Raw genomic sequence first — 13,386 nt, 5'->3', positions numbered from 1 at the left:
CCCACCAACCACCATTGACTCCACCCCGGCAGCGGAACAGTGGGCGTGGTTGTTGATAACCGGCGGCCCGTGCCCGGCCCTCTCATTCCGAAAGTCCTTGACGGGAGCGCTGCGTCTGTAACACTAGGCCGGGACAGGTAACGAATCAATTCCGGGGTCCGAATATGAATGAGTTAGCGACCGCGCGGTTTGCCAGGCAGGTGGGGTTTGGTCTGGGCCCCGACGAAGCAACACCCCCGGACGCCGTGGGATGGGCCAGTGGGCAGCTTGACTCTGCGCCGAAGGTGAAGTTTCTGGCCAGCCGGGCAGGGGACGAGTTAGCTATGCCCCCCGAGATCCGGTTGCTGGAGAGTCAGGAAGAGGTTGCCCACGCGCTTCAGCGCCACATTGATAGCCGGCTGGCGGTGCTTGCGGCCTCTCGCACGATGCCCAAGCCGCAGTGGGAGGCCCTGCGGTTCCAGACGATGCAACCGTTTCTCAACCTGACCGGATGGCAGGAAGGGCTGGCACGCGGCTGCATGGCCGTGAATGGCCCGGCACCGGTCTTTGAGAGGTTCTGGCATTTCTGGACCAATCATTTCACAGTGGCGCCGTCCGCCAACAACAACAGCCATACGGCGGTAGGGCCGTACATGCGCATGCTGCGCAGGCACATGACCGGCAGCTTTCGCGACATGCTGTTCGAGGCGGTCACGCACCCGGCCATGGTCCTTTACCTGGACAATGCGAGATCGACCGGAGCCAATTCGATTGCCCGGCGGTCCCGGGCCACCACGGACGAGATCAATGAAAACCTCGGCAGGGAGCTGCTGGAACTGTTCACCGTCAGCACGGCAGCGGGTTACAGCCAGCAGGATGTTGATGCGGTGACGCACATCCTGACGGGGTGGGGTGTGCAGCTCCCTAACAGGGCCGCCCGCCCGGGCATACCCCTGGGCAGCTACTTCAATTACGATCGCCACGAGCCGGGCAACCAGACTTTCATGGGCAAGAGCTACAGCGCCGTCATCAGGCACGACGGGAAACTGAACGATCTCATTGACGATCTGGCTGCCCATCCGTTAACGGCGCAGCACATTTGCACCAAGATTGCCACCGCGTTCCTGGCCGACAAGCCGCATCCGTCAAGCATTGCCAGGCTGGTCACGGTTTTCAGCAGCACCAAGGGCAATCTTCCCGCGTTGCATAAAGCTGTCGTGCGGGAGGTCGCCGAGTCGAGTCCCACATTGCGCAAGTTCGTCGATCCCCAGACCTGGCTTTGGACCGCGCATCGTGTCAGCGGTGCCCGCTTGCCGACGGCGCCGCCGCAACGAGGCGTGGCGGGCGAGCGCATTCACGGCACGCTGGATGAATTGGGGCAGGCGGTTCATGACTGCCCTCAACCCAATGGCTGGTCTTTGCAGAGCCAGGACTGGATCTCCCGCGAGATGATGGAACGGCGCTTGCGCTATGGCTATCACCTGACCCGGCGCATCGCACAGCCTGCCGAGTTGTTGCCTCAGGTTCTGGCGCGCCAGCATGGTCCTGACAGCGACCTGGTCAAGCAGCTGAACGGCCTCAAGGCCAAGGGCCTGGATGCCAAGGATCTGTGGACCGCCTACCTTACGTCACCTGCATTCTTGTGGAGCCAAGCATGAAGCGTCGTACCTTTCTCGGCTGTGGGGCAAGCCTGTCGCTGGTTGGCGCCGGGGCGCTCGCGGCCAATGGTCAAAGCCAGAGACGTCTGCTGGTTTTGCTGTTGCGCGGCGCAATGGATGGTCTGTCAGCGGTCCCCCCGCTGGGTGATCCCGAGCTTCAGGGCATCCGGGGCAGCCTGGTGCCACCCGATGCATTGCCTGGCAACGGCTTTTTCGGCGTGCATCCCGCCTTGCCGACTTTCGCGGGGCTGATGGCGGACAAGCAGGCCCTGGCCATTCACGCCGCGGGCTTCGGCTACCGGGGGCGATCGCACTTCGAAGGCCAGGACATCATGCAAAGCGGGCTTGTCAAACCCTTCACTTCGCCATCGGGCTGGCTGGGGCGGGCGCTGCAAAAAGCCAGTGTCGGCACCGGCGTCGCCATTTCAATCCCGATGCCGCTGATCTTGCGTGGCGACCCTTCGGCTGAAACCGAATTTCCGACGTGGCTGGAAAAGCCTCCGCCAGCGACCTATTCGGCCGTGCAGGAGCTGTGGGGCCGGGATGCCGATCTTTCATCGATCAGCCAACGGATTGCAGGAGGCCAAGGCTTGTCTGCTTCGGCATCAATGAGCCCAATGAGCACACCCGAAAGCAATCAGCTTATGCGTTCGCCCAAGAGCCTTGCGCATCAGGCCGGGCTCAGGATGTCTCGTGATGACGGGCCGATGGTGGGCCTCATCGACTTCGTGGGATTCGATACGCACGCCAGCCAGGGCGCGACGGAGGGCGAGCATGCCAACCGCCTGAAGATGGTCGACGACGTGCTGGGCACATTCAAGACCACCTTGGGAGAGCGCTGGAACGATGCGCTGGTGTTGACCGTGACCGAGTTTGGCCGCACGGCCGCGCAGAACGGAACGACAGGTACAGACCATGGCTGGGCCAGCTGCATCCTGGCGGCGGGTGGCCTAGTCAAGACGGCGGGGATTGTGGCGGATTGGCCGGGGTTGGCGAAAGCCAGGCTCTTCGAGGGGCGGGACCTGGCCGCCACGGTGGATGCCAACGCTGTCTATGCCGAAGCGCTGAGCAGTGTCTTTGGCTTGACGTCAGGGCAGATCAGGGACGGGGTTCTCGCCCATGCCGCAGCGCCCCTGGCTCGAAACCTGTTCAAGACCTGAGCAGCTGAATCCGCAGCCCCCGCAGCGTAACGAGGTGAGTCGGCCGCCCCGGCGGTGCTGGATGGTGAGTAATCCTGTTGTCAGGTGATGTCCAGGGTGTGCACACCGAACGTGCCGGCCCGGCGATCGGCGAAGTAGCATTCCAGCGTTTCCCGGACCGTTCTGAAGGCGATTTCTTCCCAGGGGATTTCCGACTCCATGAACAGCCTGGCCTCTATGGTTTCATGGCCTGGGTTGAAGTCAGGGCTCAGCAGCCGCGCACGGTAAAACAGGTGGACCTGTCCGACGCGCACTACATTCATCACGGTGAAGAGCGATTGCAGTTCAAACTGTGCACCTGCCTCCTCATGGGTTTCGCGCGCAGCGCCTTCCGAAGTGGTTTCGCCCAGTTCCATGAAGCCCGCAGGCAGCGTCCATTTGCCCCAGCGGGGTTCGATATTGCGCTTGCACAGCAGCACCTGCCCGCCGTCTTCGCCCCAGATGGGCACGGTGCCCACCACATTGAGCGGGTTTTCATAGTGCACGGTGTGGCAGGCCGGGCAGACGGCCCGTTCCTTGGTATCACCATCATCGGGGAGGCGGTAAGCGACAGCGGTACCGCAAACGCGGCAGTGTTTCAGGGGAGGGCGGTGCATGCAAATAAGTGTAGCGGCTTTGCCTCTGACGGGCACCGCCCGCAACCCTACCGGCCGAAGTGTTTGCTATTAAAAAAATAGCGCACGGCGGCCGACCTGTTTGCTTGAGAAACGCAAAACCCCACAGCACCGCCGAGATCACTCCGGCTTGATGCCTGCGGTCTGGATGGTTTTGGCCCAGAAGTCGGTGTCCTTTTTGACCAGGGCTTCCAGCGCCGCCGGCGGGAGGTAGCGCAATTCAACGCCGGCGCCATCGGCGCGGGTCCTGGTTTCCGGCAGCTCAAGCGCAGCCTTGATCTGGCCACTGAGTTTGCCCACAACATCGGCGGGTGTGCCGGCCGGCGCGAAGATGCCGACCCAGGCCTCCAGTTCAAAGCCCTTGAGGCCCGCCTCCGCCGTGGTCGGCACGGCAGGAAGGCCGGGATGGCGGCTCTTGCCGGCCACGGCCAGCCCCTTGAGCTTGCCGACCTGCACCTGCCCCATCACCGACGGCGGTGTGGTGATGAACACCTGCACCTGGCCCGAGAGCACATCCTGAAGGGCAGGGCCGGAGCCGCGGTAGGGAATGTGCACCATGCTGGTCTGGGTTTGCAGCTTGAACATTTCGGTGCCAATGTGCGAGAGCGAGCCGTTGCCCTGGCTGGCATAGCTGAGCTTTCCCGGGTTGGCCTTGAGGTACTTGATGAATTCACCAAGATTGTTCGCCGGTACCGACGGGTGAACCGTGATGACGTTGGTGGCGACCGTGATCAGCGCCACGGGCAAAAAATCCTTTTGCGCCCAGGGCAGTTTGGGTGTGAGGTTGGGGTTGCCAACGTGGTAGGCCGAATAGGAGTTGAGCAGCGTGTAGCCATCGGGATTGGCGCGCGCCACGAACTGGTAGGCCACGTTGCCGCTGCCGCCGCCGCGGTTGTCAACCACCACTGCCTGCCCCGTGACCTTGGCCAGCGAATCAGACAGGATGCGGGCCGAAGCGTCGACAAAGCCGCCGGGCGGGTTGGGCACCACCAGGGTCACCGGCCTGGAAGGGTAGCCCTGGGCGAGGGCTGCGCCCGCGAGCAGGGTGCCGAGCACGGCGGTGGCTGCGCCTGCCAGCATGCGGTGTAGCGGCAGGTGTTGGGTAAGCGTGATCATGGGGAAAGTCTCCTGTATTAGTTGTGTGCTTGTATTGTTACTCGAGGTGTTGTGCGCGGGGTGCTGCTTAGTAGCGACCCGACAGCAATGCGCCGGCGCCGGGCACGCGGCGCTCCAGCCCGAGGCTCTTGAGAATGGCATAAGTCGTGCACACGGCGCTGGACACCACGGGCAGGCCGCTCGCAGCCTCGATGAGTGGCACGGAAGCGAGCGAGGGCATCTGCACGCAGGCCGAGGCGACGATGGCATCGGCGCCCTTGACATTGAGCTGCTTCCACAACTCGGCCGGTGCCTTCGGGTCGCGCGCACCGACCGCGAGGTTGTCGTGGATTTCCAGCGAAATGCTGTCAATCACTTCAATCCCTTCGTTTTCGATGTAGTCGATGACGAGGCGGGTCAGCGGTTTCATGTACGGCGCGATGATGGCCACGCGCTTGGCGCCCATGGCCTGCAGGCCCTCGACCAGCGCGCCTGCGCTGGTGATCACCGGTGTGGATGCGCCGTTGGTCACGGTGACTTCGTGCAGGCGGCGCTGGGATTCGCGGTGGTAGCCCTTGCCCATGCTCATGATGGCCACCAGGCAGGCGTAGCCCATGGCATCCATGCGCGCGTCTGACAGCTCGAGCGCGCAGCGGTCCGAGTCGCGGTCCATGGCTTCCAGTTCTTCCTTGGTGACTGATTTCATGCGCATGCGGCTGGAGTGAAACGTGAAACGTTCGGGCAGCACCTGTTCGCGGGCGCGCAGCATGGCCGGGATTTCCGTCTCCATGGTGGTGTTGGAGCTCGGCACGATCAGGCCGACACGGTAATTTCTGGCGACGGGCAGTGTGTCGAGCCGTGTGTCGGGAAGTGTGGCTTGTTGTGCGGCGGATGGCATGGGCTTGTCTCCTGAATGGCTGTGAATTTGCCTATTCTTGGTGGTTTGATCCATACTGGCAAATACATAATCAAGATAAATCCATACTTAAACCAGATCAATCACATTCAACGGATCAATCACTGATCAATCCAGACCATGGAACTGCGCCAGATTCGCTACTTCACCGTTCTCGCCGATGAGCTGAGCTTCACGCGGGCGGCGCGCCGGCTGCACGTGTCGCAGCCGCCCCTGAGCTTTCAGATTGCCAGCCTGGAGGCCGAACTCGGTGCGCGCCTGTTTAACCGTACCAGCCGCAGCGTCGCGCTGAGCGAGGCGGGCAAAGCCTTTTTGCCGCATGCGCAAGCCGTGCTGGCGCGCCTGGAGGAGGCCCGCGGCCACGTGCAGCGTGTGGCCAGCGGCCTGCAGGGACGGGTGCAGGTGGGCCTGGCGGGTTCGCACTTTCTGGGGCCATTTCCGCAATTTATCCAGCAGTTTCGCCTGCAGCGTCCCGCCGTGGAGATCGCCCTGCACGAGATGAAACCGTCGGACCATCTGCAAGCCTTGCGCGATGGCCGGCTGGACCTGTGCGTCTCGCGCAATCCGCTGGAAGACGCGCAGATCAGCGCCGCGCTGTTATGGCGTGATCCGGTCGTGGTGGCCCTGCCGCCGGGTCACCGGCTGGCGGCGCGCAGCCGCCTGCGGCTGGCCGAGCTGAAGGATGAAGAATTTGTATTTCTGCGCCTGGACTCCTCGCCCTTTGCCGCGCGCTTGTTTGAGGCTTGTGTGCAGGCGGGATTTGCTCCGCACATCGCGCAGCAGGTGGTCGAGGTGCCGGCCGCGCTCAACCTGGTGGCGGCGGGCCTGGGCGTGGCCCTGGTGCCGGGTTCATTGGCGCAGCTGCGTGCCGATGCGGTGGGCATATGCAGCCTCAGTCCATCCATGCCCAAGCGCGCGCAGGCGGAGGGCAAGACGAAAATGACGGGCGGCCTGAACGGGAACGGTCCGGGCACTATCAATGGTGACGTGTACGTGCTGTGGCGTCGCGAGGACGCAGCGCCTGCGGTGACGACGTTCAGGACGCAGCTGCTGGACTGGGCACGCGCCTTGCCACCGCAGACGGGGCGCTGATGGCCTGCGCTGATTTGATGCCAGGTTGATAGCCACTTGCCTCGTCTTTTTTGGGCTGGACGGCAAAAACCATAAAAAAAACCGGGCCACAGCCCGGTTTTTCTCTTGTCGCCCCCAAGGGCAGGGGGTCAGGCCTTGGTGGCCTTGGTGTGCTTTTCAATCAGGCTGCGCGCCGTGTCCAGCAGTTTTTTGCCGTCAAAGCCTTTCTTGTTCATGTCCTCGACCCACTCGACTTCCACCGTACGCGACTTGCGGCGGAAATCCTGAGCCTCGGCTGCGCTCACGGTGTAGATGGTGTTGCCGCGGTCGCTGGCGCTCTTGCGGCCGGGCACGTCATTGCCCTGCTGTACCTTGCCCAGCCAGGCCGAGGTGGCCATGCCGGAGTTGTTGTCAATGACTTTTTTCAGGTCGGGTGGCAGCGAGTTGTACTTGGCCTTGTTCATGGCCATCACGAAGGTGGTGGTGTAGAGGCTGCCACCGGCGGGGTCAAACTCGGCGTGAAACTTGGTGAGTTCGTTGACCTTGACCGAGGGCACCACTTCCCAGGGGATGACGCAGCCGGTGATGGTGCCTTTGCTCAGCGCGTCCGGAATGCCCGGCAACGGCATGCCCACTGGCGTCGCGCCCAGAATGCCCAGCAGCTTGGTGACCTGGCGTGTGGGGGCGCGCAGCTTGAGGCCGCGCATGTCGGCAATCGACTTCACGGGTTTGTCGACGGTGTGGATCACGCCCGGGCCATGCACATGAAGGGCGAGGACCTGGGTGTCCTTGAATTCGTCGGCCGCCATGGTCTGCACATACTCCCAGTAGGCCTTGGATGTGGCTTCGGCGTTGCTCATGATGAAGGGCAGTTCAAACACCTCGATGCGCGGGAACCGGCCCGCGGTGTTGCCGGGCAAGGTCCACACCACATCGACCACCCCGTCCTTGACCTGGTCGTACAGCTGGACCGGCGTGCCACCCAGTTGCATGGCGGGATAAGCTTCAAACTTGATGCGGCCACCGGATTCCTTTTCGACCTTCTCCATCCAGGGCTTGTGCATGCCCAGCCAGACGTTCGATTGGGGTGACATGAAGGTATGGAACTTCAGGGTCACGGGTTGCTGGGCCAGCGCCGACAGCGTCGGTGCCCCAAGGGCCGCAGCTGCGCCGGATTTGAGAAGGGTGCGTCGCTGAATCATGGGTTGTCTCCGGTTTTGATGGTCTTAACTTAATGGAACGAGGCTGGTTTGAGAAGCCGTGAATGCCCTGAGGGGGGCGCCGCTAACCGATGTACTGCACCAGCCAGAGCGAGATGGCCGGGAACAGCAGCAAGACGATGGTGCGGAGGGTGTCGCTGATAAGAAACGGCATGACGCCCCGGTAGCTCTCGCTGATCGGCACGTCTTTGGCCAGGCCGTTGACGATGTAGACATTGAGCCCGACGGGCGGTGCCAACAGGCCGAATCCCACCGTCATCAGCACCATGATGCCGAACCAGATCGCCACGGATTCCCGAGGCATGCCGAAGTCCAGCCCAATCACCATTGGAAAAAAGATCGGAATGGTCAGCAGCAGCATGGACAGCTCGTCCATGACTGCTCCCAGCACGACGTAAAACAGCAGGATGGCCGTGACCACCATGATTGGGGACAGGCCCCAACCGCCGACGACCCCTGCGAGTTGGCCCGGCACCTGGGTCAGTGCCAGTGCGGAGTTCATCAGGTCGGCACCAATGAAGATCAGGAAAATCATCGCTGAGCTCTCGGCCGTGGCATAAAAGCATTGCTTGAACTTGGCCCAGGTCATTTCGCGCTTGAGCAGCGCGGCCACAAAAGTCGCCGCCGCACCCACGGCAGCGCCTTCCGTCGGCGTGAAGTAGCCACCATAAATGCCGCCAAAAACAATCACGAAAATGATGGCAATCGGCAGGACGCCCACCATGGTCGCAAGAGTCAGGGCCGTGCGCTCCTCGTCCACTTCGGGGGCCTGACCGGGTACCAGCCTGACGTAAATGGCGATGGCCACCATGTAACCGAACATCGCGATGATGCCCGGCACCATGGCCGCCGCAAACAGCTTGGCAATGTTCTGTTCGGTCAAAATGGCGTAAATCACCAGCGGCACGGAAGGCGGAATCAGGATGCCCAGCGTGCCGCCCGCAGCCAGCGTACCGGTGGCGAGCCGGCCCGAATAGCCATGGCGCTTCATTTCGGGCAGGGCCACGCCGGTGATGGTGGCGGCGGTGGCCACCGAAGAACCGCAGATCGCCCCAAATGCGGCGCAGGCGAGCACCGAGGCCATCGCCAGCCCACCCTTGAAACGACCCATCACGGCCGCCGCGAACTGGAACAGCGACTTGCTGATGCCACCCTGTGTCGCGAAGTGCCCCATCAGGATGAACAGCGGAATCACCGACAGGTCATAGCTGGCAAAGCGCGCAAACGCCTGGGTGTTGATGAAATTTGAAAACGGAGCCCAGCCCGTCTGCATGACATAGCCAATGCTGCCGGCCGCGAACATGGCCACCGCAATTGGGACCCGCACGGCCATGAAGACCAGCATGACGCCGAAAATGATCAGGGCAAGCGTGATGGAGCTCATGGGCTAACCTCCGCGCCACGCGCTGCGGTGCTATTCGCCTTGGGAGCGGCCCGGCGGCTCATGGGTTACCCTCCGCGCTACGCGCTGCGGTGTTATTCGCCTTGGGAGCGGCCCGGCGGCTCATGGGTGCGCCTCCACATCCTTGCCAAATCCGAATATCGTTTGGTACAGGCCGATGACACTGGTCAGCACAAAGGGCGGCACCATGGCGGCATATACCACCCATTCCGGAAACCCCAGGATCTGGGTTTCGGAATGAGTGCGCCAGGAGTTGAGGCCTCCGAGCGTGGTGCGCCAGGCCAGCAAGGCAAACAGCAATGCCAGCAACAGGGCGCCGAAACGGTCCAGCCTGTCGTTGCTCGCATCACTGAGTTTTGCCGTGAAGAAATCAACAATGATGTTGCCGCGCCTGATCTGACAAAAAGGCATGAACAGCGCAATGGCAGCGCCAGCGGCGACGCCGGTCAGCTCAAAATCGCCGGCCAGTGTGGCTCCGGCGACATTGCGGCCAATCAGGCTGACACAGGTCATGAGCGTGATCACCGTGAGCAAGAGGCCGGCCAGCACAGCGCAGAGCTTTGCCAGGTGTTGCAGTAGATTCAAGCGAGGTCTCCCGAAGTAAGCGTCTGCGGGCCATGTGACAGGAGAGGGCCCCGCAATTTGTCCGGCCGATTATGCAAATACCTGCACGCTGCGGGCAGGTGGCTTACCCGCAGCGCAACGGGTATTTGCGCGATGATCGGAGTGGGTGTGCGTCCATCGCGCAAGCAGGCTGCGGCATCAGGTCGCCCGCGCCGGGGCGGGAGCCTGGCACCGCGGCCGGCGCGCCACTTCAGGCGACGCGCACCGTCAGCGTGCCGAGGCCGGCCACGCCGCCCACCATGGTGTCACCCGACACCACGGCAGCCACACCCTCTGGTGTGCCGGTGTAAATCAGGTCGCCGGGCTGCAACTCCCAGGCCACGGACAGGTGTTCTATGGTTTCGGCGATGTTCCAGATCAGTTTGGAGACATTGCTGCGCTGGCGGTCTTTTCCGCCGACCTGCAGGTAGATCTCGGCGTTGCTCACATCGCCGGCCTGGGCGACGGGCGTGATGGGGCCGATGGGCGCGGAGTGGTCATAGGCCTTGCCGATGCACCAGGGACGGCCCTGTTTTTTCATCTCGCCTTGCAAGTCCCGGCGCGTCATGTCCAGGCCGACGGCATAGCCGTAGATGTGCTTGTGGGCATCGGCGGCCTTGATGTTTTTGCCGCCCGTGCCAATCGCCGCGACCAGTTCAATTTCATGGTGCAGGTTGTTGGTCAGGCTCGGGTAGGGAATGGTGCCCGTGCTGCCGGCGTCAACCACCACAAGGGCGTCTGCCGGTTTCAGGAAGAAGAAGGGGGGTTCGCGGCCAGTGAAACCCATCTCCTTGGCATGCTCTTCGTAGTTGCGGCCCACGCAGTAAATGCGGTGGACGGGGAAGCGTTCTTTGACTCCCACGACGGGTACGGAAACCGTGGCGGGTGGGGTAAATACATAACTCATGACAACCTTTCCTCTTTGTGTATGCCCAGGGCCTGATGCACCGGGCGGTCTGAAAAACTGAACAGCACACAACCTTGCTGCGAGTGCAGTTGGGCAGTGTGCCACGACGGAATCACAAAATGGTCGTGCGGGCCAAAGTCGAATGTCCAGGACTGGCCATTGCGCTCGATGGTGACGCTGCCGTGGCCTTCCACCACGCTGAACACCGCTCCGTCGGTCTGGCGCCAGGGCTTGCCCGCAAAGCCCGCCGGCAGGCGCTGCATGAAGGTGGCCATGGTTGGCATGGGCGAGCCGCCCATGGCCGGATTGACATAGCGCAGCTTGGTGCCGTCCCAGGCATCGATCTCGGCATGGGCTTCCAGCTGGTGCAGGGCCTCGCGCGTGCGCTCGTAGGGGTAGCTGAAGATCGGAGAGGTCTGGCCAAAGGGCGCGTCGTAGCGCACCGGCAGCATGTTGGCGCCGTAGCGCTGGTAGCTGATGCCTTCGGCCTTGGTCACGGCTTGCTGTTGGGCGCTGCCGTTTTCTGCAAAGCCGGCGTCGAAGAAGCGCAGCATGGGGATGTCCAGGCCATCCAGCCAGACCACGGGCGCATCTGATTCCACACGGCCGGGGTGGCCGTGGTCGTGCCAGGTCCAACTCGGGGTGATGATGAAATCGCCTGGCTTCATCTGTGTGCGCTCGCCGTCCACCGCGGTGTAGGCGCCCTGGCCTTCGACGACAAAGCGCAGTGCGCTTTGCGTGTGCCGGTGGCTGGGTGCGATTTCGCCCGGCATGATGACCTGCAGGCCGGCATAGAGCGACTGGGTCACGCAGGACTGCCCGCGCATGCCGGGGTTTTCCAGGATCAGCACCCGGCGCACCGCCTCTTCGGCGGTGATGAGCTGGCCCGCCTGCATCAGGAAAGGGTGTACCTCGGCGTACTTCCAGAGCGCGGGCTGGCACGGCGTCGTGGGGGATGGGGGCACCAGCGCGTGCAGCACCTCCCACAGCGGCGTCATGCTGTGGAACGAGATGGCGTCATAGAAGGCCTTGCGTGCCGGGTTGTCGGCGCGGGCCGGCTGGCCTGGGTTGGGGGGAGGTGTCATGTCCATGAGGGTGTTCCGCCGCTGGTTAAATCCTGTTGACTTGCTCGCCGGTGGCTGCTCAGTCGGCGCTTTCGTCGAGGTAAACGCCGTCCTGCCTGAGCAGTTGCTGAAGTTGCCGGATGTCGATGTCGGCAAAAGTCTGGTCTTTATTCAGCAGCGCTGCCGCCGTGCCCGCCGCCTGGCCCATCACAAAGCAGCCACCGCTGGCGCGGGCCGCCGACTGGCCTTCGTGGGTCATGGAGGCGCAGCGTCCGGCCACCAGCAGGTTGCCCGTGGTGGTGGGCACCAGCATGCGCCAGGGCAGGTCGTTGTAGGCGCGTCCTTCGGCTGCATCCACGTTGCGCGGGAACTGCCAGTCGATGCGGCCGTCGGCATGCAGTTCCATGGGCCAGGCATTGATGCCGATGGTGTCGTCGAAGCGGGCCGACGAAAGGATGTCTTCGCCGCTCAGCGCGTACTGGCCCTGAATCCGCCGTGTTTCGCGTATACCCACTTGTGGCGCGATGTCGACGATGGCTGATCGTTCAAAGCCCGGCACTTCGTTACGCAGGAAGCGGAAATATTCCGTGATCTGGCGCCGGCCCTCCAGTTCGCCGTCGCTGAGCTGGCGCGCATCGGTGGCGTCCATGGCCGTGCCCTGGGCATTGCGGATTTGCGTGACGTTGGCACGCCATTCGGCCGGGTTTTTCTGGGGGCGAAGAATGGCGCCTTCGCGCGGGAATTGGTAGCGGCCCGGTTCACGGGCCTGGCTTTGCGCCATCAGCGCGTTGATGGCCTTGAAGTCACCCACGGCTGCCAGTGCGCGTGCTGCATCCACATGGCCAACGCGAAACATGGTCGAGGGAAACAGCGCGCTGCCATGCCCGTCGCCGAGTTCAAACGGCACGCCGGCAAAGTGCGCCACGTCGGCGTCGCCCGAGCAGTCGATAAAGCACCGCGCGCGAATCGCCTGGCGGCCGGATTTGGTTTCCACCACGAGTGCGCTGATCTGCCGGTCTTGCATGACCACAGCCGCGGCCCAGGCGTGAAACAGCAACTGCACACCCGAGGCCAGGAGCAACTGGTCGGCCGCGCATTTGTAGGCCGATACATCGTAGGAGCGAACGCGAATGCGGCCCTGCATGCCATCCTGCGGCGCGTTGAGGCCGCCCAGCGCGTCGATGCGCGCCAGCAGGTCATCGACCACGCCGTGCACCACCTGCTGCATCTCGCCGTTTTTTCGGCCATACAGGCCGGCAAAGTTGGTGACGCCGCCCGCCGTGCCCATGCCGCCCAGGAAGCCGTAGCGCTCTACCAGCAGGGTGCGTGCGCCATGCTTTGCGGCACTCACGCTGGCCGCCAGGCCGGCAGGGCCGCCGCCCACCACGACCACGTCAAATTCGCCATAGACGGGCAAGGTGCGGGCGGGTTCGGTGATGAAGTTCAAGTTGGACCCCCGTCCAGGCTCACTGCGTGTAGCCTGTTCCTCCCTCGAGAGGGCGGTGAATTAGCCCACCCCTGTCCAAGCTCACTGCGTGTAGCTTGTTCCCCCCTCAAGGGGGCGGCGCCTGCGGTCTGGCAAAGCCAGTCCCGCGGCACCCTGGTTGTGCTCCCTGAAGTCTTTAACCCAGCATGGACAGGCGACAGAGGCGAAGCGT

12 protein-coding genes are annotated in these 13,386 nt (G+C 63.2%); 3 read left to right on the top strand and 9 right to left on the bottom strand.

Annotation, left to right across the window (positions count from 1 at the left end; all coding sequences use genetic code 11):
- The first annotated feature begins 164 nt into the window (after nt 1-164).
- Both AC1DS5_RS04220 and AC1DS5_RS04215 read left to right on the top strand, forming a co-directional pair.
- On the top strand, nt 165-1,637 hold the full coding sequence (locus tag AC1DS5_RS04220) for a DUF1800 family protein (protein WP_477717000.1): 1,473 nt from the start codon (nt 165-167) through the stop codon (nt 1,635-1,637).
- Nucleotides 1,634-2,797: a DUF1501 domain-containing protein gene (locus AC1DS5_RS04215; protein WP_477716999.1), complete on the top strand. Its 1,164-nt coding sequence runs from the start codon at nt 1,634-1,636 to the stop codon at nt 2,795-2,797. The genes AC1DS5_RS04220 and AC1DS5_RS04215 overlap by 4 nt, the downstream gene beginning before the upstream one ends.
- A gap of 80 nt (nt 2,798-2,877) precedes the next feature.
- Here the strand turns inward: AC1DS5_RS04215 and AC1DS5_RS04210 are convergent, their stop codons facing one another.
- The 3 genes from AC1DS5_RS04210 to AC1DS5_RS04200 form a co-directional block, all read right to left on the bottom strand.
- Nucleotides 2,878-3,432: an NUDIX hydrolase gene (locus AC1DS5_RS04210; RefSeq protein ID WP_477716998.1), complete on the bottom strand. Its 555-nt coding sequence runs from the start codon at nt 3,430-3,432 to the stop codon at nt 2,878-2,880.
- Between the two features lie 138 nt (nt 3,433-3,570).
- Nucleotides 3,571-4,566, bottom strand: a complete 996-nt coding sequence (locus AC1DS5_RS04205; protein ID WP_477716997.1) for a Bug family tripartite tricarboxylate transporter substrate binding protein — start codon at nt 4,564-4,566, stop codon at nt 3,571-3,573.
- A 67-nt stretch (nt 4,567-4,633) separates the two neighbouring features.
- The gene (locus AC1DS5_RS04200) at nt 4,634-5,443 is read right to left on the bottom strand and encodes a maleate cis-trans isomerase family protein (protein ID WP_477716996.1); all 810 of its coding nucleotides are present in this window, start codon (nt 5,441-5,443) and stop codon (nt 4,634-4,636) included.
- A gap of 138 nt (nt 5,444-5,581) precedes the next feature.
- Between AC1DS5_RS04200 and AC1DS5_RS04195 the strand changes: the two genes are divergently transcribed.
- Nucleotides 5,582-6,553 carry a LysR substrate-binding domain-containing protein gene (locus AC1DS5_RS04195; RefSeq protein ID WP_477716995.1) on the top strand — a complete coding sequence of 324 codons (972 nt, stop codon included), beginning with the start codon at nt 5,582-5,584 and terminating at the stop codon, nt 6,551-6,553.
- Nucleotides 6,554-6,681: 128 nt separating this feature from the next.
- On the opposite strand, the gene AC1DS5_RS04190 is transcribed toward AC1DS5_RS04195, so the two are convergent.
- The 6 genes from AC1DS5_RS04190 to AC1DS5_RS04165 form a co-directional block, all read right to left on the bottom strand.
- A complete protein-coding gene (locus tag AC1DS5_RS04190; RefSeq protein ID WP_477716994.1) occupies nt 6,682-7,734 on the bottom strand; it encodes a TRAP transporter substrate-binding protein in 1,053 nt (350 codons plus the stop codon).
- 82 nt (nt 7,735-7,816) lie between these two features.
- Nucleotides 7,817-9,136, bottom strand: coding sequence for a TRAP transporter large permease (locus AC1DS5_RS04185; protein ID WP_477716993.1), 1,320 nt, complete (start codon nt 9,134-9,136; stop codon nt 7,817-7,819).
- A 120-nt stretch (nt 9,137-9,256) separates the two neighbouring features.
- Nucleotides 9,257-9,739 (bottom strand): TRAP transporter small permease, encoded by a 483-nt coding sequence (locus AC1DS5_RS04180; RefSeq protein ID WP_477716992.1) that lies wholly within the window; start codon nt 9,737-9,739, stop codon nt 9,257-9,259.
- 229 nt (nt 9,740-9,968) lie between these two features.
- Nucleotides 9,969-10,664: a fumarylacetoacetate hydrolase family protein gene (locus tag AC1DS5_RS04175; RefSeq protein WP_477716991.1), complete on the bottom strand. Its 696-nt coding sequence runs from the start codon at nt 10,662-10,664 to the stop codon at nt 9,969-9,971.
- Nucleotides 10,661-11,755, bottom strand: coding sequence for a gentisate 1,2-dioxygenase (gtdA, locus tag AC1DS5_RS04170; protein ID WP_477716990.1), 1,095 nt, complete (start codon nt 11,753-11,755; stop codon nt 10,661-10,663). The genes AC1DS5_RS04175 and gtdA overlap by 4 nt, the downstream gene beginning before the upstream one ends.
- A 52-nt stretch (nt 11,756-11,807) precedes the next feature.
- Nucleotides 11,808-13,175: an FAD-dependent oxidoreductase gene (locus AC1DS5_RS04165; protein ID WP_477716989.1), complete on the bottom strand. Its 1,368-nt coding sequence runs from the start codon at nt 13,173-13,175 to the stop codon at nt 11,808-11,810.
- Nucleotides 13,176-13,386 lie beyond the last annotated feature (211 nt).

It is taken from the genome of Polaromonas sp. P4_H1 (assembly GCF_056400945.1).
This window is presented reverse-complemented; position numbering and strand designations above follow the sequence as displayed.